The organism is Kribbella sp. NPDC023855 (assembly GCF_040639475.1).
Taxonomy (GTDB): domain Bacteria; phylum Actinomycetota; class Actinomycetes; order Propionibacteriales; family Kribbellaceae; genus Kribbella.
In genome coordinates this window covers 827,786-845,437 of sequence record NZ_JBFAAA010000001.1, presented here as the reverse complement: position 1 = coordinate 845,437, position 17,652 = coordinate 827,786, and the positions used below count along the sequence as shown (strand labels likewise).

General features: G+C 66.4%; 17 protein-coding genes and 2 pseudogenes. 14 read left to right on the top strand and 5 right to left on the bottom strand.

Annotated elements, in window-relative coordinates; translation table 11 throughout:
• Positions 1–166: 166 nt before the first annotated feature.
• Positions 167–1,219 carry a LysR family transcriptional regulator gene (locus tag AB0F51_RS03865; protein WP_360273558.1) on the top strand — a complete coding sequence of 351 codons (1,053 nt, stop codon included), beginning with the start codon at positions 167–169 and terminating at the stop codon, positions 1,217–1,219.
• A 139-nt stretch (positions 1,220–1,358) separates the two neighbouring features.
• Here AB0F51_RS03865 and AB0F51_RS03860 read toward each other — a convergent pair whose 3' ends face one another.
• Positions 1,359–1,931, bottom strand: a complete 573-nt coding sequence (locus AB0F51_RS03860) for a recombinase family protein (protein ID WP_360273555.1) — start codon at positions 1,929–1,931, stop codon at positions 1,359–1,361.
• A 371-nt stretch (positions 1,932–2,302) separates the two neighbouring features.
• Between AB0F51_RS03860 and AB0F51_RS03855 the strand changes: the two are divergent.
• From AB0F51_RS03855 to AB0F51_RS03835, 5 genes and pseudogenes are all read left to right on the top strand, one after another.
• Positions 2,303–3,392, top strand: a pseudogene (locus tag AB0F51_RS03855) (IS110 family transposase).
• A 290-nt stretch (positions 3,393–3,682) separates the two neighbouring features.
• On the top strand, positions 3,683–4,144 hold the full coding sequence (locus AB0F51_RS03850) for a hypothetical protein (RefSeq protein WP_360274602.1): 462 nt from the start codon (positions 3,683–3,685) through the stop codon (positions 4,142–4,144).
• Positions 4,104–4,466: a bacterial transcriptional activator domain-containing protein gene (locus AB0F51_RS03845; RefSeq protein ID WP_360274569.1), complete on the top strand. Its 363-nt coding sequence runs from the start codon at positions 4,104–4,106 to the stop codon at positions 4,464–4,466. The genes AB0F51_RS03850 and AB0F51_RS03845 overlap by 41 nt, the downstream gene beginning before the upstream one ends.
• Positions 4,467–4,732: 266 nt before the next feature.
• Positions 4,733–5,137, top strand: a complete 405-nt coding sequence (locus AB0F51_RS03840) for a peptidase inhibitor family I36 protein (RefSeq protein ID WP_360273553.1) — start codon at positions 4,733–4,735, stop codon at positions 5,135–5,137.
• A gap of 1,233 nt (positions 5,138–6,370) precedes the next feature.
• The gene (locus AB0F51_RS03835; RefSeq protein WP_360273551.1) at positions 6,371–6,901 is read left to right on the top strand and encodes a GntR family transcriptional regulator; all 531 of its coding nucleotides are present in this window, start codon (positions 6,371–6,373) and stop codon (positions 6,899–6,901) included.
• 303 nt (positions 6,902–7,204) lie between these two features.
• On the opposite strand, the gene AB0F51_RS03830 is transcribed toward AB0F51_RS03835, so the two are convergent.
• Complete coding sequence (locus AB0F51_RS03830; RefSeq protein ID WP_360273548.1) at positions 7,205–7,393, bottom strand: hypothetical protein; 189 nt, start codon at positions 7,391–7,393, stop codon at positions 7,205–7,207.
• A gap of 323 nt (positions 7,394–7,716) precedes the next feature.
• Positions 7,717–10,866 (bottom strand): annotated as a pseudogene (locus AB0F51_RS03825) (Tn3 family transposase).
• Between the two features lie 176 nt (positions 10,867–11,042).
• Between AB0F51_RS03825 and AB0F51_RS03820 the strand changes: the two are divergent.
• The 6 genes from AB0F51_RS03820 (at position 11,043) to AB0F51_RS03795 (ending at position 14,684) form a co-directional block, all read left to right on the top strand.
• Complete coding sequence (locus AB0F51_RS03820; RefSeq protein ID WP_360273546.1) at positions 11,043–11,468, top strand: hypothetical protein; 426 nt, start codon at positions 11,043–11,045, stop codon at positions 11,466–11,468.
• A 6-nt stretch (positions 11,469–11,474) separates the two neighbouring features.
• A complete protein-coding gene (locus tag AB0F51_RS03815; RefSeq protein WP_360273545.1) occupies positions 11,475–12,194 on the top strand; it encodes a PIN domain-containing protein in 720 nt (239 codons plus the stop codon).
• 82 nt (positions 12,195–12,276) lie between these two features.
• Positions 12,277–12,699: a hypothetical protein gene (locus tag AB0F51_RS03810; protein ID WP_360273542.1), complete on the top strand. Its 423-nt coding sequence runs from the start codon at positions 12,277–12,279 to the stop codon at positions 12,697–12,699.
• 6 nt (positions 12,700–12,705) lie between these two features.
• A complete protein-coding gene (locus tag AB0F51_RS03805) occupies positions 12,706–13,215 on the top strand; it encodes a PIN domain-containing protein (protein WP_360273539.1) in 510 nt (169 codons plus the stop codon).
• Between the two features lie 303 nt (positions 13,216–13,518).
• Positions 13,519–13,950 carry a hypothetical protein gene (locus AB0F51_RS03800; RefSeq protein WP_360273536.1) on the top strand — a complete coding sequence of 144 codons (432 nt, stop codon included), beginning with the start codon at positions 13,519–13,521 and terminating at the stop codon, positions 13,948–13,950.
• Positions 13,951–13,958: 8 nt separating this feature from the next.
• Complete coding sequence (locus tag AB0F51_RS03795; RefSeq protein WP_360273533.1) at positions 13,959–14,684, top strand: PIN domain-containing protein; 726 nt, start codon at positions 13,959–13,961, stop codon at positions 14,682–14,684.
• 7 nt (positions 14,685–14,691) lie between these two features.
• Here the strand turns inward: AB0F51_RS03795 and AB0F51_RS03790 are convergent, their stop codons facing one another.
• Both AB0F51_RS03790 and AB0F51_RS03785 read right to left on the bottom strand, forming a co-directional pair.
• The gene (locus AB0F51_RS03790; RefSeq protein ID WP_360273531.1) at positions 14,692–15,243 is read right to left on the bottom strand and encodes a DUF1707 and FHA domain-containing protein; all 552 of its coding nucleotides are present in this window, start codon (positions 15,241–15,243) and stop codon (positions 14,692–14,694) included.
• A 505-nt stretch (positions 15,244–15,748) separates the two neighbouring features.
• Complete coding sequence (locus tag AB0F51_RS03785) at positions 15,749–16,828, bottom strand: ATP-dependent DNA ligase (protein WP_360273528.1); 1,080 nt, start codon at positions 16,826–16,828, stop codon at positions 15,749–15,751.
• 37 nt (positions 16,829–16,865) lie between these two features.
• On the opposite strand from AB0F51_RS03785, the gene AB0F51_RS03780 reads away from it, so the two are divergent.
• Together AB0F51_RS03780 and AB0F51_RS03775 are read left to right on the top strand one after the other, a co-directional pair.
• Entirely contained in the window at positions 16,866–17,399 is a 534-nt protein-coding gene (locus AB0F51_RS03780) for a hypothetical protein (RefSeq protein WP_360273525.1), read from the top strand.
• A gap of 20 nt (positions 17,400–17,419) precedes the next feature.
• Complete coding sequence (locus tag AB0F51_RS03775) at positions 17,420–17,650, top strand: hypothetical protein (RefSeq protein WP_360273522.1); 231 nt, start codon at positions 17,420–17,422, stop codon at positions 17,648–17,650.
• Positions 17,651–17,652: the final 2 nt, after the last annotated feature.

Sequence of the window (17,652 nt, the reverse complement as noted above, 5' to 3'; positions counted from 1 at the left end):
CCCCCGCCACGGGCCGGGGGGCTGCAAGCCAGGCCGACCGATGGCGGGGGCGAGGAGGCCCGGGTTCCGCTGGGCAGGTGGAAGAAATCCCGGCGTCCTCTGTGGAATGAGATTGGCACCTGCGAGTTATGGCTGGGATATCCCAGCAGGGCATAACCTCACCGCTATGGAGCTGGAACTACGCCACCTGCGGGTCGTCTGCCGCCTCGCCGACACGGGCAGTGTTTCCAAGGCCGCCGCCGCGCTGGGCGTCTCCCAGCCGTCGCTGACCGCTCAGCTGCACCGGATCGAGGACGCGATCGGCGGCGTCCTGTTCGAACGCGGCCCGCAGGGCGTCGTGGCGACTCCCTTGGGCAAGCACGTCCTCGGACGAGCCCGGGCGATGCTCGCCGACATGGACGAACTGGTCGGCAGCAGCCGCCGCTACACGACCACTTCCTCGGTACTACGGCTCGGAGCCGTCCGGACCGTGATGTTCGGGGCATGGCTGTCGCGCCTCGAACAGCTCCTGCCGGGTCGACAGTTCGCTGCGCAGGTTGACCCGTCGTGCGCAGTACTGACTGATCTGTTGGCCGCGGATGTGCTGGATGTGGTGATGCTCGGGCGCTGCGACGACGCCTTTGCGCCGCCTTGCCCGCCAGGGATCCGGGAGCAGACGATGGTCTGGCCGGAGCCTTTCGCGGTCGCCCTGCCCGCCGACCACCGACTGGCCGGCAAGGAGTCGGTGGCGCTGCAGGACCTCGCCGAGGAGATCTGGATCTGCCCACCGGCAGGCAAGGAGGACGGCGACCTGGCCTACCTGCGCAGCGTCTGCGAGGCGGCCGGCTTCAGCCCCGAGATCCGCTACGCGAACCTGGACACCGCCGAGATCGAACAACTGATCGGCGCCGGCCGCGGCATCAGCCTGTGCGCCCCGACCATCCGCGAGATCCCGAAGACGGTCGTCCGCCCACTCACCGACCAGCCCCTCCACTGGCGCCGAGCCCTCCGCTGGCGCGCCGACAGCACCCCACAGGAAGACATCGACCTCATCCACCAGGCATTCATCGACGTCTACCGCGAAACCATAACCACCCACGCCGCCACCCGCCCCTGGTGGCCCACCACCCCCGCCGCCCACCCCACAGTCCACAACCGGCCTCGGGGAACAACGGAACAGCCGTTAGCGGTAAGGGCTCTCGGGGGCTTGAGCAGCAACGGAACGGGTCAGTGGCGTTAGCCGGGGTCGGGGCGCCGTGACGACGGGCGTGCCGGGGCTTGAGCGGCAATGGAACGATCAGGGGCGATAGCGGACCGGGGTAGGAGGAGTTACCGCCCCTGGCTGTTCCGATGTGGGTGGCTGAGAACCCGGTTGCGGTCTACGACTTCGACAGGTGGCGGTAGATGGTGGGGCGGGTGACGCCGAACTCGGCGGCGATCTGGGCAACGGTGTAGCGCCGCTTCCCGTCCTCTGCAAGTTCTTCGTACATCTGCCGGGCCAGGGTCACTTGGCGGGCGCCGAGCTTCGGCTTCTGGCCGCCGGTGCGGCCTCGGGCTCGCGCTGCGGCCAAGCCGTCGAGGGTGCGCTCGGACATCAGCGCGTGTTCGAACTCGGCGATGGAGCCGAGAATCTGGAAGAACATCCGACCAACCGCGGTGGAGGTGTCGATGCCCTGGTCGAGCACGACCAGGTCGACTCCGTGCATCTGAAGGTTCTTGGACAGGTCGATCAGGTGTTCCAGCGACCGGCCGAGCCGGTCGAGCTTGGTAATGACCAGTTGATCGCCGCCCCGGTTGGCCGAGAGCAAGGCTCGGTCGAGTTCAGGTCGGCGGGCGAGCTTGCCGGAGGCCTCGTCGATGAACACCTCGTCGCAGCCGGCCGCGATCAGCGCGTCGTACTGAGCTTCGGGGTGTTGGTCGCGGGTGGAGACCCGCCCGTAGCCGATTCGCATGACAGAAGCCGTATCGCGAACCCCCCACAGCGTGACATTGCGGCGTACACGACTTCTGTTACACCTCATCCATGCTCAGCTGTTCTATCGGAATGGGGTGTCTCGTGAACGTTCGTTATCGAGATCCTGATCGGCCGATCGCGCATTGGGCGGCCAGCGGCTCGTGGACAACCGTGCGGCGCCAGACCTTGCCCCCAGTTCCCCGTTACCTTCTTCGTGGGCCTTGAAGCAAGGCTCCCGGTCGCTGGGTCCGGTATGACTTACTACCCCTGTCGTTGGCATGATCCGGGGGGTGTCGTCGCCGGGCCCGGTGGCTTTGGTTGACCGCTGATAGGGACAGGGCCACCCTGCTGGGTAGGTCTCTTCGTAACGTGGGTGCCGGCATCCTTCGCCTGATCTGGTTGGCCAGTGGGTTCGACGAGAAAGGGGCGGTCTGTGAGCCGTCGCGAGTACGCCGTGTTCCCGGAGCTCTCGCGGTCACCATCGCACGCGACGCCGGGATCGACGTGGCCTACCTGCCCGGGCTCGCGATGCGCCGCATCGCGGACCTGCACCCCGGCAACGCCAAGACCGACGCCCGCGACGCCTACATCATCGCCGAAGCCGCCCGGTCGATGCCGCACGCGCTGCGCCGGGTCGACACCGGCGACGAGACCCTGGCCGATCTGCAAGTCATCGTCGGCTACGACGACGACCTGGCCGGCGAGGTCACCCGGATCGCCAACCGCATCCGCGGCCTGCTCACACAGATCCATCCCGCGCTGGAACGCGTGCTGGGACCCAAGGTCCAGCACCCGGCCGTCCTCGAGCTCCTCACCCGCTTCGGCGGACCCCAAGGCCTCGCCGGCGCAACCAGACGCCAGCTGGTCACAGCGACCAAGACCCGGGCGCCACGCTCCTACGACAAGCTCGTCGGCGCGATCCAGCAGGCCCTCACCGAACAGACCGTCACCGTCCCCGGCACCCGCGCCTCCGAACTCGTCCTGCCCCAGCTCGCCACCACACTGAGCGGGCTCCTGGCCCAACGAGCCGAGGCAGCCCGCCAGATCGAGGAGATACTCGATGCGCACCCTCTTGCCAAGGTCCTGACCTCGATCCCCGGCATCGGCGTCAGGACCGGAGCCCGCATCCTGCTCGAAGTCGGCGACGGCACCGCCTTCCCCACCAGCGGGCACCTCGCCGCCTACGCCGGACTCGCACCCGTCACCCGCCGCTCCGGCACCTCCATCCGCGGCGAACACCCCAGCCGGGGCGGGAACAAACAGCTCAAGCGGGCCTTGGTCCTCGCCGCGTTCGCAGCACTGTCCGACCCCACCTCACGGGCCTACTACGACCGCAAACGAGCCGCCGGCAGGAAGCACAACGCAGCCCTCATCTGCCTCGCACGACGCCGCGTCGACGTCCTCCACGCCATGCTCCGCACCGGCACCCTCTACCAACCCAACCCCATCAGCCGCTTGACGAAACCCATAGGGACACCCCCCCGCTGGGTCTATCGCCACAACCGGCGGAACGGTTCATCTCGGTCAGCCCATGCCTCTCGCCGGCCGATCCAGCAAATGACGCCGTCATCACTCCTGCGGCTTCTACGAGTGCGTAGCGTAGCGGCACGCGAACGAGCCAGGTTGTCGGCAAAGACGTCCCGCCCCTAACCACCGGCTGGCTGGCCTGGCACCCCAAATTGCATGTTTTGACAGGTGCTACTGAACGACAGGGTCTGGTCACGATCAGCAAAGGAGGGGTAGGTTCCGGTGTTTGCCGGAACCAATCTGTTCCGCGGGGGTGGGGACTTCATGGGGGCTGGACATGACCGCACAGTGGTGGTTCAGGTGCTCGGTGGGTTCGGGGTTCGGCGTGGACTGAGTCGGCTGAAGCTCCGTCCCAGCACGCGCCGTCTGATCGCTCTTCTTGCTGTTGAGGGGGCGATTGCGCGCGATGATGCCGCCGTTCGACTGTTCGAAGACCGAAGGTTGGAGCGCGCCTACGCAAACTTGCGGACGCTCATGTGGCGGCTCCGCGACGACGCGAAAGGACTCGTCGTCGAGGAAGCCGATGGTCTGAGGATTGATGCCGATGTCGTCGATTTCCAGGAGGCGGTTTCGGTGGAGCTCAGCGATCGTTCAGCGCGAAACTCCTCCGACGGCTCAGCCGCCATTCATTGGTCGGCCCCTGTTGCCTGGTTGGAGCGAGCCATGGCTCGTAGCGCCGCGTGAGCATCTCCATCTTCTAGAACTGCATGCCCTCGACGCCGCCGGCGAGCGCCTGCTCATGGCCGGCCGATTAGGCGAGGCTGCGGCAAGCGCACTGCTCGCGGTCACGGTCGATCCTCTACGAGAAAGCTCGAACCGTCTGCTGATCGAGATCTTGCTCAGGGAGGGCAACGTCGCTGACGGCTTGCGGAGGTATGAGGCGTACCGGAGTCTCCTCGCCAGCGAGATGAATGCCGAGCCGGGCCTCGCAGTCCAGGCCCTGGTCGCGCCACTACTTGCCGCTGGATACATATCACCCAGACCCCGCGCCGCACAACGCCGCTAGTCATTGGGCAATGGCAGCGGTTACGTGAGTCAGCTCGGTCGCTGAGCCCAGCAACGTCTGCACCCTCAGAGGGTCCGCTTCAGCTGAGGACTGTACCCGTTTCCGAGACCCTGCCGAGGCGATAGCGCCACGCGGCTGCGACGCTCCTGAGCCGAAACAGCATCTTCGCCGAGGCGGAACTCTGCCCGCTCTGAGGCGTCGAGCGGAGCACGATTACGCCCTGTCGGAAGGCGCGGACGCGCCGCGAGAGTGAAGGGGCAAATCAGATGAAGAAGGCATGGAGACTGGTGGCGGGCGCAGCGGCGGGGGTCGGGCTCATGGCGGGGGTAGCGAGCCCGGCCAGCGCGGCTCACAAGGACGGCGTGTGTAATCCCGGGGACCTGTGTTTGTTCGCCACTGATGGCTTCAGTGGTGCCTTCGTCGACTACTACTTCGGCGACAACGACCACCGCAACGACCGCTTCATCGGTGGGGCAGGAAGGCCGGGATACAACCAGATCGTCGCTGACAACGCACAGGCGGCGTGGAACTTCGACCCCAACAGCTGGGCAGTCATCGCCACCTTGCTGGCCTGCGAAGGATCCACCCAGATTCTGGAAGAGAACGAGAACATCCCCCGCCTCGCCGCCGGTATCTGGAACAACAACTGGTCCAACTGCTGGGCCGGCTGAGGCCGGGTTCGCTCATGACCACCATGTCAGGCGATTTCGGGCATCGCTGCACGCGCCTCGTGGCGTGTGCAGCGATGCTCCTAGTGGCTACTAGTTGTGGCGCGCCGGACGAAGGCCGTTCTGCCCACGAACCGTCCGTAGGCCCGATCGAGCGGCTGACCAACACGACGAGCCTCATCCTCCCGCTCGACCAGTACATGCTTTCGCTGAGTGACTACCGGCGGCTGGCCGAAGCCCGACGCATCCTTGTTCGTCGATGCATGCAGCGGCTCGGCATCGACTACAAGGCTGTGGCACGGCCCGGATCCGGGCTTCAAACGCGAAACGAACGCCGGTACGGGATCACCGACCAGGGCGAGGCTCGCCGGTTCGGGTATCGAAAACCCCAACCACCGACCGCCGCGACGCCGCCCGACTCGGCTCGGGATCCGAAGATGTTCGCGCTCTTGTTTGGTAAGAGTGCCGGCCGAGATGCCTCTCGCTCCGTGCCAGTACGCGGATGTGTCGGCGAGGCACATCGCGGCCTGGCCACGGGCCGATCTGCGAGAGCCAAAGCCTGCACGCTTCATGCATCCGGACCAGGCGGCGAATACTTGCCGGACTCTGGAGTCAGCGGCCGACATTGACCAGCTCTTCATCGCCAGCGGCTGCGCGACGTCTTCGGCTACCCCACACCGCTCGAAGTGCTTCAAGACCGGGAACTGCGCGCCAAATCGTCGCCAGCTCAGCGGGCAACCGCGGTCGCAGACACGGCCTGCAAGCGAGAGCACAACGTCGTCGGCGTATGGGCAGCCGTCGAGGCCGCCTATCAAAGAGCCCTCATCGAAGAAAACCAGCTGGCCCTCGACCTGCAGCGCCAGGCGAACTCCACTCGACTCCGGTTGGCGGCAGCGGTCCTGATCAAGAATCGCTAGGCAACGCCGCCGACTTCTCCCTCGTAGAGGAGTTCCCATCTGCCGCCGCGCTTCGCTGCCGCCGTACCGTGGAAACAAACGTCGTACGCGGGGAGGAGCCGCAGTGCCCCCAAGACACAGGGTGATCGCCGAACTAATCCAGCGCAGCATCGCGCGTGGTCAGCTCAGCGCAGCGGCTGGCATCCTCTCCCTGCCAGAACTAGCACAGCGCTTCAGGGTCTCTTCAACGGAGGAATTGCAGCTGGCATTGGCGCGTCTTCGATCCGAAGGCTTGATCGTGATGCGAGGTGACCTTGGCCCCGTCGTCAGCGACTCACCGATGCTGACCCACGTCATGTCCACCTCGCCCGGGTCTCACAAGCCGCCACTCACCCGGGACGTGATATTCGGCGATGGGGCACGCCGGGTGGGCGTCACCGCAACCAGCCGATCCGAGACAACGGTCGAACCAGCATCTCTTGATGTCGCTGACCAGCTCGAGATCGCAGTAGAGACTCCGATCGTTCACCGACGGATAGTTAGGTATGCAGGCGACGAACCGGCAGCACTCGAGAACGCCTACTACCCACACGACATCGTCACGCCGGTGGGCCCTGCCGCCGACGTCGAGACGATCATCGATGCCGCCGGCTACCGACCCGTCGGTCGGGCCGATGCCCTCATAGCCCGCCTAGCGAGCCCAGACGAGGCAACCATTCTTGGGCTCGACACAGGCTCACCTGTACTCGACCATGCCCGCGTCCTGTACGCCAGCAAGGACGGTCACGTCAGACCAGTAGAACACGTCCGAACTCTCTTCGCCGGGAACCGGAATCGTCTGACCTATGAGCACAAGCACCTAGACGCCTAGCCTGCGTAGTTCGGGCTAGGGCTTGGAATGCTGGCTCGGCGTGCCCGGGTTCGCGCCAGCCTGCCGACGCGGTGACAATCAACGGCTAGCGGGAACGGGGCGGCTCCTGTCGGTGCCGCCCGGATCGCGGCACCGCTCAGGCCCGGGGGCAGTGCAGGTTGGCTCGCCGGCCGGGCAGCCTCCGACAGCAGAATCGGTTCGCCGCGGCACCGAAGCTCCTCGACGTACGGGGATCCGCAACTGGTTGAACGTATGCGGATCCCCCGTACGTCGGGAACCCGCCCTTCCTCGTCAGCAGGTAGATCATGTCCCGGTCGATGCCGAGAATCGCTGCAGACCTCGCAGCCGGACTGCTCGATCAGCTCCAGCTCCCTCGATGAACACGGCCGCCGCCCTGGTCATCAGCCGCGATGCCTTCTCCAGCTGCGGCAACGTGGACAGGCGCTGCTTGTCCGTGGACCGCTTCGCAGGGCTGATCAGCCTCGTCGCCATCAGATCTCGAACAGGTCCAGGGCGTCGTCGATCGCCTTTGCCTCCAGGTGGCGCATCACCGCGGTGAGCGTCGCCGTGCGCTTGGGCTCCGGGTTTCGCTCCAGCTTCGGGCCTTGGTGCCCAGCGCGTAGCGGGCCAGTGCGGATAGCCTGTTCGGCGGGATCTGCTCCAGCTTCAGGCGACCCAGCTGGAAGCTACGGGGAGGCCACCGGCGCAACACCCGTCGTGGTTTGCCGCTGGTGACACGTTTTACCGGTACTTCGTCAGTAGCGCCGACACGCGCAGCGCCGTCTGTCGTCGGTGGCATGTCCCTACCGACACACCTACACCGGGTCGTCCTCTTCGCCGGCCACTACCGGGTCACGCAGTGGGCGCAGGCCACCGCCGGTCGGGGTAGTGGGACGGATGTTGTAGCGGCCCAGCACGTTCAGGTTGGCGTGCTTGAGCGGTGACAGCCGTGCGACGTCGGCGTCCAGGACGTCGTGGTCGCGCTGCTCGGCCGGCAGCGCCCGGATCTGGGTCACAGCGGCGTCGGTGTAGCGGGTCGTCCACAACACCGCGGCATTCAAGACCAGACCAAGAGCTCCGAGTTGGTCTTCGTGGCCTTCGCGGTAGGCCTGCATGATCTGGCCGCGTTTTCCGTGGCAGATGTCGCGGGCGAGCTTGTGGCGCGACTCCTGCACGGTGAGCTGGCTGTTCATCTGGCGCCGGTAGGTGTCGTCGACCGGGTCGACGACCCGCAGAAGGTGCAGCGTCTTCGCGATCCGCCCGTCTTCGGCGAACGCCGTACCCAGCGGGGTCAGGGGGCCATCGCGGCCGAACATCCGCAGCAGGTCATAGGCCCGCACCTGCCCGGTCACCAGGGAACCGGCGACCCGCAGCATGTCCGGCCAGTGGATGATCACCTTGTCCAGGTTGACCTTGTTGCGGGCCACAGGGTCCAGCGGGCCGTACCCGCCGGTGGTCACGCCGGGCAGCTCCGCGTACCAGAACCGCTGATCGGCCAGATCGCGGAAACGCGGCGAGAAGTTGTAACCCAGCAAGAAGAACAACCCGAAAACCATGTCCGAGTAAGACGCGTTGTCGGTGGCCACCATCTCCGGTTTCACCCCGGCGTCCAGGTTCAGCAGAGTGTCCAGAATGTGCAAGGAATCGCGCGGAGTGCCCGGGACGACCATCTGCCCGATGCCCGCGACCTGGTCGTTGACCGCGTTCAGCCAGGTGATGCCGCGTTTGAAGTGGTAGTACTTCGGCGACGGTCCGGCGTGGATAGTTCGCTTCGGCACGACGAACCGCAGCCCACCCACCGACGCCAGCAGACCGTCGCCCCAATGCTGCACGATCGGCACTCGGGCCTGGGCCTGGATCAGTTTCGCGTTCGCGGCAGCGATCGTGTCGGCCCGCAGGTAGTACTGGTCGACGTGCACGAGCCGGCCCCGGGTCAAGGCCTCTTCGCCGGCGTCGACGACGGGAGTCAGGCCGATGTTGCAGGCCTCGGCAACCAGCAGCGCCACCAGCGACGTCTTCAGGTCTCCCATCCGGGCGCGGCCGTCCCCGACATGGCCGCTGAGATGGACGAACTCGTCCAGGAACCCGGTCCACGAGTCGACCTCGACCAACAGATCCGGCAAGTCGATCGCCGGCAGCATCGCCGTGGTAGTTGCGCGCAGCCAGCGCAGCGACGCAGGCTCACCGAGTGCTCCGAGCCGGCCCACGTTCAGCTTCACGCGGCCGCTGGGCTGGACCTCGAAACTGAGCTTCGCGTCCGGCCCCGCCTCGTCCAGCCGCTCGGCCAGGAGCTGCCAGGCCGCGTCCAGCGCGCGCACCCGCCCAGCAAGGTGTTCCTCGACCGGCTCGTTCAGGCTCAGACCGTGCAACACGTCGTCGGCAACCGCCTCCCATCGGCGGCCGTCCAGCAGTCTTGCCCGCGGGTCGGCCCACCGGTTCGACGGGACCGCGAACACGTCTCGTCTGTTCAGCGCCCGGAACAACTGCTCCAGCACACACCACGTACGCGTCGCGGTCCACCGCCCCCTCGGATAATTCCGGGTTCGCATACACCGCCTTCCTCCACGCCGGCGGCACCAGCGCGTCGTCGATCTCTCGTGGCTGCAGCGGCCGCTGCTTGACCTTGCGCCGTGCCAACGCCGGCAGCCACCGCACAGCTTTCAAGGCCCGCTCACCGCCAGAGGCCGCTCCCAGCGCGGACGACTCCCCAAGCAGCGACAGGAACGGGCGCACCGTGGCATAGCGGGAAGCGAGCAGGCGCCGCATCTCGGCGTCGGTGTCGTTGTCGGCCGGGCCGACCAGCTCTCCAAGGAATGTGGATGCGGCCATCACCTCCTCGCGGGGACCCACCTCGGTCTCCAATCCCCCCACATTGCGGCCACGTCCAGCTCGGCACCGGTCTCGGCGACCAGGTCCAGTTGCTCGCTCCACACCCGGAACACCCCGTCCAGCAGCCGCGACGCCTTCGCCACCCGGCCCCGGGCCGAGATCCAGTCCCGGTCCGTGGCCCGACGGGCCGGGTTGATCAGCTTCACCTGCATCAGCTACGCGAACAGATCCAGCGCGTCATCGATCGCAGACGCCTCCAACTGCCGGACCACCGACGTCAACAGCGCGGTGCGCTTCGGTTCCGGTGTCCGCTCAAGATTCGGTGCCTTCGACCCCAGCCCCACACGGGCCAGCACCGCCAGCCGGTTCGGCGGCACACCGTCCAGCCGCACCCGTCCCAACCCGAACGCCGCGACCTCAACCACCCGCTCCAGGGCCTTCGCCAGGCCCGTCCCCGTCGTCCGCGTCGGCGGCCGCCGCAGCCGCTCCAACTCCGACACCCGACGCCCGTGCGGCACTTCCAGCAGCGCCACCAAGTCGCCCGGCAATGACACGTCGGCTCGCCGGGCCGCATTCGCCACCGTCGCATACAGCCGCTTGTCCGCTACCGCCCGCACCTCGGCCACCTGACGGGCCAGCACCGACACACCAGGCAACAGCACCCGATGGCGCCGCAACCAGCCCACCGCCTGGTTGAACAGCGCCACCGGCCCCTCCTCGGCCGCCGTCCACGCCCGCCCATGCAGAAACGGCCGGAACTTCCGGCCCCACTCCGAATCGTCGAACGCGTGGTAGCCGTACGCGTCGCGGATCTCCCACGAGTGTTCGTAGGCCGTCATCTGCCGCTCGGTGCACCGCTTCACACACGAGACGTCCTCCACGCCCAAGTGCTCCGCCAGATACTCGACAACCGGCCACGGCACATCCAGCGGATCCTCGAGAAACAGCCCCAAATAGCGGACCGTGCACATCTGCAGCGCGAAATCGAGACGGTTGTGATCCCCGCGGCGCTTCCCGATCAGCTCCCGATCCACATCATCGAGATAGAAGAACTGCTCCAGCTCCGGCCTTGTCGGCTCCTCCACGAACCGCCCATACGCCGCCGCCTGCTCATCTGTCAAAAACTCCACCGGCACCCGCCGGATCGTAGCCCTCGAACACAGCGCCCGGAATACCCTCAGCCCAGCAAATCAACGAGGCACAACGCGCCCGCGGCACCCTTGGCGCTAACCGCTGTTCCGTTGTTCGCCGAGGCCGACAACCCTGTGGATAACAACCGCCCCCGCCCGTGACACCCCTCTAGAATCCGACCATGGACGTCATGCCGAGCCGCACCGAGGTATTCCTCCTGGCCGAAGAAGACCGCACCACAATCCCCAACGGCCCGGCCCTCCTCTCCCCCGACGGCACCCGCCACGACCTCCCCCCCAAGGTCTACGAACTCATGCAGTACATCGATTCCGCCCTACACCAGGGCTACGCCCTCCAAATCACGCCTCTGCGCCAAGAAGTCCCCATCGACCAGGCCGCGGACGCCATCTCGATGGCCCCGGACGAACTCCGCCAGTACGTCGGAGACGGCGAGATCCCGTTTCGCTCCAGCGAGTACGTCGACTGGGTCAAGCTGTCCGACGTCCTTGCGTTCAAACGCCGGCTCCAGGCTCAGCGCGAGGAGGCGCTCCAGGCCCTGGCCGACGAGGAGCCCTGGGACGACGACGAACCTCGCGCAGACCAGTAGCCGGCGATGGCCACGCCGCCCACGGTCTTCCTCGACGCCAACGTACTTCGCGGCCAACTGACGACGGACGTCGTGTTGAGCATCGCCCACACCGACCTCTACCGACCGCGCTGGTCCGCCGAGGTACTCGACGAGGTGAAGCGGAACCGCCCCGAGAAAGTCACCGCCGAGCGAACCGACGCCCGCTTCGCCCAGATGGCCAAGGCCTTCCCCAAGGCCATGGTGAAGAACTACGAGCACCTGATGCCCGAGATGCAGGCGGACGAGAAGGACAAACATGTCCTGGCAGCGGCGGTGCGCTCAGGCTCCGACGTACTGGTGACCGAGAACGTCAAGGACTTCCATCCACCGACCGCCGGCCTCCACGCCATGAAGATCCAACGCACCTCGGAATTTCTCGGCCGGCTCGTCGACGAGGAGCCGCAGCTCGTCATCGAGGCCATGCAGACCATGGTCGATCGCAACCGTCGCCCACCACAGTCGATTCCTGAGCTGATCGACAAGATGGCCACCCTGCAAGAACTCAAAGGCTTCGCACACAAACTCAATACCGTGGTGCCGCTGGAGCAGCGGGGAAGCCATCCGCATCTGCAGACTTCGAAGGCTGCCAAGGTTGCCTTCGAGGGAGTGGCTGGACCTATGGCGGCAGTTACCAAACCAGCGGCGACTCCCGAGGCACGCAAGGATGCCGGCGGACCTGCGAAGGCGCCTGAGAAAGAACTCTGATTGGGTTACCGCCCGAATCCCGTGCCATAACCCTGTGGATAGCATCCGCCGCGGGCGGTGACCAAGCTCTAGGATTTGGTTCATGGATGTCACGCCGAGTCGGCCCGAGGTGTTTCTGCTGACGGATGCCGATCGGGAGTTGCTGGCCGGTGGGCCGGCTTTGGTCGATCCTGACGGGTCCCGGCACGACATTCCTCCGAAGGTCCACGAGGTGATGAAGTACGTCGAGGATGTGCTAAGGCAGGGCTACGCGTTGCAGATCACGCCGTTGCGCCACGAGCTTCCCATCGACGAAGCCGCGGACGCGGTCTCGATGCCCCGCCGGGAACTGCGTTTGCTGGTCGGCAAAGGTGAGGTCCCGTTCCGCTCGTCGGAGTACGTGGACTGGGTGCGTCTCGCCGACGTGATCGAGCTCAGCAAGCGCCTCGACGCTGAACGGGAGAAGATGCTCCAGTCCTTCGCGGAGGAAGAGCCCTGGGACGACGATCCCGAAAACAACGGCTGACCGGCGATGGTGGCCACGCGCGCGGCATTCCTGGACGCGAACGTCCTTCGTGGTCAGCTCACGAACGACATCATGATGACGCTCGCGCACGAGCGACTCTACGTGCCGCAGTGGTCGGCGGAGGTGCTGGCCGAGGCCGGGAGGAATCGCCCACAGCGAGTCGGCGAGGAGGCGATCAACTCGCGCTTCGCGCAGATGAACAGGGTGTTCCCTGCCGCGATGACCATCGGGTACGAACCGCTGATGCCGCAGATGCAGGCAGACGACAAGGACCGGCACGTGCTGGCCGCGGCTGTCCACGGTGGATCGGACGTTCTGGTCACGGAGAACACGAAGGACTTCCATCCGCCCGCCAGCGGCCCGCACGCGATGAAGGTCGAGCGGACCTCCCAGTTCCTCAACCGGTTGCTGGAGGATCACCCGCGCGAGGTCGTCGGCGCACTGCAGAAGATGGTCGACCGCAACCGGCGAACTCCCCAGACGATGCCTGAACTGATCGACAAGATGGTCACTTAGCAGGATCTCAAAGGCTTCGCGCACAAGCTCAACGCAGCAGTGCCACCCGCGCAGCGCGGTAGCCACGTGAACCTGCAGTCAACCCAAGCCGCCAAGGCCGCACTAGATGGGGTAGCCCCGCCGCAGGGAGCAGTCACGCAGCCAACGGAGGACTCAAAGGCCCGCAAGAACGTCGAAGGGCCGGAGAAGTCTGCGGACAGAGAACGCTGAACCGCTGGGATCCACTCGAGTGCTGAACGGGATCGCCTGTAACCCTGTGGATATCCGCCGCCTCGGTCGGTGAGCAAGCTCTAGAATCCGGTTATGGATGTCATGCCGAGTCGGCCCGAGGTGTTCCTGCTGACGGATGCTGACCGCGATCTGGTGGCCGACGGTCCTGCTCTGATCGACCCGGACGGGACACGCCACGACATTCCTCCGAAGGTCTACGAGGTGATGAAATTCGCCGAAGAGGCGCTGCGCCAGGGCTACGCCCTCCAGATCACCCCACGCCGCCACGAACTTCCTGTCGACGAGGCAGCCGATGCGATCGAGATGTCGCCTGACGAACTGCGGGTCTACGTCGCCCAGGGCGAGGTTCCGTTCCGGTCCAGCGAGTATGTCGACTGGGTGCGGCTCGCCGACGTACTGGCGTTCAATCGGCGGTTGAACCAGGAGCGGCGGCAGGTGCTCGACGAGATGCTCAGCGAGTCGGTCTATGACGATGACGACGATGCGTCGTCCTCCGATCGATAGCCCGCGGGATGGCCACCAGAACCACCCGCGCCTTCCTGGACGCGAATATCCTGCGTGGCCAACTGCAGACTGATGTCCTCCTGTCCTTGGCCTACAACCGCGCGTTCGAACCACGATGGTCGGCCGAGGTCCTCGATGAGGTCAGGCGCAACCGGCCGGCTGGAGTGTCGGAGCAAGCAATCGACCGCCGCCTCGATCAGATGAATCGGGTGTTCCGCACCGCGATGGTCAGTGACTACGAACATCTGATGCCACAGATGCGCGCCGACGCCAAGGACAAGCACGTCCTGGCTGCTGCCGTCCATGCTGAAGCGACCGTGCTGGTCACCGAGAACGTCAAGGACTTCGATCCTCCGACCAAGGGTCCACACGCGATGCCGGTGCAGAAGCTTTCACCATTCCTGAACCAGCTGGCCGACGACCAACCGGCCCGCACTGTTGCCTCGATGCGCGAGATGATCAGCCGGACTGATCGCGAACCGAACAGCTTGCCGGAACTCATCGACAAGCTGGCTGCGCAGTACGACCTGAAAGGCTTCGCACTCAAGCTGAACTCGATCGTCCCCGCCGAGGATCGCGGCAGCCACCCCGACCTTCAGGTATCCCAGGCTGCCAAGGCGGCTCTCGATGGGATTCCGTCTCCCACCGAAGCGGTCAGCAAGCCCAGTGCAACCCCCGAGGCCCGCAAAGCCACCACCAACGAGCCCGGAACCTCGCCGAAGAAGGAGCTTTGAGTTGCGGTTAGTGGGGGTCGGTCCAGGTTAGGTGGTAGGTGACTGCGCCGAAGCGGATGTGGTCGCCGGGGCGGACTCGGACTGGGGTGGTGATGCGGAGGCCGTTGAGGTGGGTGCCGTTCATGGAGCCGAGGTCGCGCAGGATCCAGCCGTCGTCGACGTGGCGGAGTTCGGCGTGGAAGCGGGAGACGGAGAGATCGGCCATGCGGAGGGTTGCGCCGGTGGCTCGGCCGATGCGGACCGTGGGTGAGCCGGGTGGTGGGAGGGCTAGGCCCTGCGGGCGGACGTACTGCGCTGGCTCGCGCGGGGTGACGGTCAGGCGCGGGATGCGGGCGAGCAGGCGCTGGACGAACTGCACCAGGCGCGGCTCGGTCTCGGGGAGGTCGCGCGTCGCGTTGGCCAGTTCGCGGCGGCTCTGAGCCCGGAGTACGAAATTCATCCGGCGGATGAAGGTGTCGTGCGACAGCCGGCCCGAACCCGCGCCATCCCGCAGGATCGCGAGGGCACGATCACGCTCGGCGTCCGACGGACGCCCCAGCTCGATCCGCTCCGCCGTCATCCCTGGATTGTCCGCGCCCCCAGGTTCACCTGTCCAGCACAGCCACCGCTCGCCCCACCCATCACCGCCTGCCCACTAACCCGCCACCCCGCTCAGCCGCCGGCTGATTCCGCGCCGTCAGGCTCACCGTCCAGCACAGCCGACGGTCAATCCGCCCGCCCACTGACCCGCTGGCCTACCAACCCGCGGGCCCGCTGGCCCATCACCCGCCGGCCCGTCAGCCCGCCGCTCAGCCGTCGGCTGGTCCCGCTCCGTCAGATTCACCTGTCCAGCGCGACCGCCACCCGCCCCAACCCGCCAATCCGCTAGCGACCAGCCGGCCGGCTGCTGGCTGGTTCCGCGCCGGCGGGTTCAGCTGTCAAGCACGGCCGATGCCCACCCCGCCGATCTGCAGGCCGCAAATCCGGTCGACACAGCGGGTCGCTTCAGCCGACGGCTCGTTTCGGCCGTCAGGTTTGGCTGTGCAGGGTGGCCGATGCTCAGGTCGTCGGGCCGTGGTTGGCGGTTAGGTGGTGGCGGGGGCTGTTAGGACGTCGGCTAGGTCGAATTTTACTGGTTCTTCTAGTTGGTCGTAGGTGCAGGATTCTGGGGTGCGGTCTTCGCGCCAGCGGATGAATTGGGCGGTGTGGCGGAAGCGGACGCCTTCCATGTGGTCGTACTTGACCTCGACTACACGCTCCGGGCGTAGCGGGATGAAGCTCAGGTCTTTGCCTGCTTGCCACCGGCTTCCTTCGGCGTTGCGGGGGGTGCGGTTGCCCTCCTCCTGCTTTGCCCACGCCCACGGGTGGTCGTCGAAGTCGGTGACGAGCTCCTGCAACTCCTCGAACAGCTCCTCGCGGCGGGCGATCGGAAACGCGCCGATCACGCCGACGCTCGCGAGCACACCCTCGGCGTTGTAGAGCCCGAGCAGCAGGGAACCGATCCGGTTCTCGCCGCTCTTGTGCACCCGGTAGCCCGCGACCACGCAGTCCGCGGTCCGTTCGTGCTTGATCTTGAACATCGTCCGCTTGTCCGGCTCGTACAGCCCGTCCAGCGGCTTCGCGATCACCCCGTCCAACCCGGCGCCCTCGAACTGGTGGAACCACTCGGTGGCGATCGTCTGGTCGGTGGTCGTCCGGGTCAGGTGGATCGGCGCCGACGCCTTGGTCAGTGCCTGCTCGAGCGCCTCACGCCGCTCGGCGAACGGCCGCTCGGTGTAGTCGATGTCGCCGAGCGCGAGCAGGTCGAACGCCACGAAGCGTGCCGGCGTCGTCTCGGACAGCATCTTCACCCGGGAGGCAGCGGGATGGATGCGCTGCTGCAGTACTTCGAAGTCCAGCCGGTCGCCGGACGCGCCGACCACGACGATCTCGCCGTCGATCACGCACCGCTCCGGCAGGTTCGCCTTGATCGCCTCGACCAGCTCGGGAAAGTACCGCGTCATCGGCTTCTCGTTGCGGCTGCCGATCTCCACCTCGTCGCCGTCGCGGAAGATGATCGAGCGGAACCCGTCCCATTTCGGCTCGAAGCTGACGTTCCCGTCGGGGATCTTCTTGACCGGCTTGGCCAGCATCGGCTTGACCGGCGGCATCACGGGTAGCTGCATGCCGCCATTCTGCCCCCATAAAGTGCACCGCGGGGGCATGATGGGGACATACCGACTGGTACGAACCGGAGGTACCGAGATGTACGACGTCGTACTGCTCGTGGAGCAGGAACTGACCGAAACCGATGCCCGGCGGGTGGTCGAGCTGCATCAGGACATGCCCGAGCCGGTGAAGTACCACGTCCTGGTGCCCTGTCACAACGCCGAGTCCGGAGTGGAGGCGTCCATCAGCGCGCTCGGTACGGCGGACCTCTACGGGCCCGGCATCGTCGACCAGCGCCAGGAACTCGCCGAGGCCCAGAAGGCGATCGACAGTGAGGCGAAGGACTGCACCGGGCGCAGCATCCAGCGGCTGCGCGACCTCGGCTACCAAGCCGAGGGCGGGATCTCGCACGACCGGCCGATCGACGCGCTGACCGCGACCGTGGACAAGGTCGGTGGCCGCGAGGTCATCATCCTCACCCGGCCGCACATCGTCGCGGAGTTCTTCCACCTCGACTGGACCAACTCGGCCCGGCGCCACCTCGGCGTACCGGTGCTGCACCTGCTGGAACATGAGGAAGGGTCGTAACCCCTCGTCGTTGAACACGTGTGAACCGAACCTTCTGGACAGCGGCCGAGGTCGCCGAGGCGCTGCAGATCTCCGTCCACGCCGTCTACAAGCAGGTAGCGGCCGGGAAGGTGGCCCCGCTGCGGACCTTCGACACGCCCCTGGCCGAGATGCTCTTCACCGACGAGGATCTGACCCGCCTGGTGCGGGCGCTCAACCCGCCCCCGCCTGCGCCAGCAAGGCGCCATCTGGTGCTGGTCGGCAGCGCGTGAGC

Excerpts from the sequence above, each read along its gene's own strand:
- AB0F51_RS03865 (WP_360273558.1), top strand. The coding sequence starts at position 167 with ATGGAGCTGGAACTACGCCACCTGCGGGTCGTCTGCCGCCTCGCCGAC.
- AB0F51_RS03860 (WP_360273555.1), bottom strand. The coding sequence starts at position 1,931 with ATGCGAATCGGCTACGGGCGGGTCTCCACCCGCGACCAACACCCCGAA.
- AB0F51_RS03840 (WP_360273553.1), top strand. The coding sequence starts at position 4,733 with ATGAAGAAGGCATGGAGACTGGTGGCGGGCGCAGCGGCGGGGGTCGGG.
- AB0F51_RS03835 (WP_360273551.1), top strand. The coding sequence starts at position 6,371 with ATGCTGACCCACGTCATGTCCACCTCGCCCGGGTCTCACAAGCCGCCA.
- AB0F51_RS03830 (WP_360273548.1), bottom strand. The coding sequence starts at position 7,393 with ATGGCGACGAGGCTGATCAGCCCTGCGAAGCGGTCCACGGACAAGCAG.
- AB0F51_RS03820 (WP_360273546.1), top strand. The coding sequence starts at position 11,043 with ATGGACGTCATGCCGAGCCGCACCGAGGTATTCCTCCTGGCCGAAGAA.
- AB0F51_RS03815 (WP_360273545.1), top strand. The coding sequence starts at position 11,475 with ATGGCCACGCCGCCCACGGTCTTCCTCGACGCCAACGTACTTCGCGGC.
- AB0F51_RS03810 (WP_360273542.1), top strand. The coding sequence starts at position 12,277 with ATGGATGTCACGCCGAGTCGGCCCGAGGTGTTTCTGCTGACGGATGCC.
- AB0F51_RS03805 (WP_360273539.1), top strand. The coding sequence starts at position 12,706 with ATGGTGGCCACGCGCGCGGCATTCCTGGACGCGAACGTCCTTCGTGGT.
- AB0F51_RS03800 (WP_360273536.1), top strand. The coding sequence starts at position 13,519 with ATGGATGTCATGCCGAGTCGGCCCGAGGTGTTCCTGCTGACGGATGCT.
- AB0F51_RS03795 (WP_360273533.1), top strand. The coding sequence starts at position 13,959 with ATGGCCACCAGAACCACCCGCGCCTTCCTGGACGCGAATATCCTGCGT.
- AB0F51_RS03790 (WP_360273531.1), bottom strand. The coding sequence starts at position 15,243 with ATGACGGCGGAGCGGATCGAGCTGGGGCGTCCGTCGGACGCCGAGCGT.
- AB0F51_RS03785 (WP_360273528.1), bottom strand. The coding sequence starts at position 16,828 with ATGCAGCTACCCGTGATGCCGCCGGTCAAGCCGATGCTGGCCAAGCCG.
- AB0F51_RS03780 (WP_360273525.1), top strand. The coding sequence starts at position 16,866 with ATGATGGGGACATACCGACTGGTACGAACCGGAGGTACCGAGATGTAC.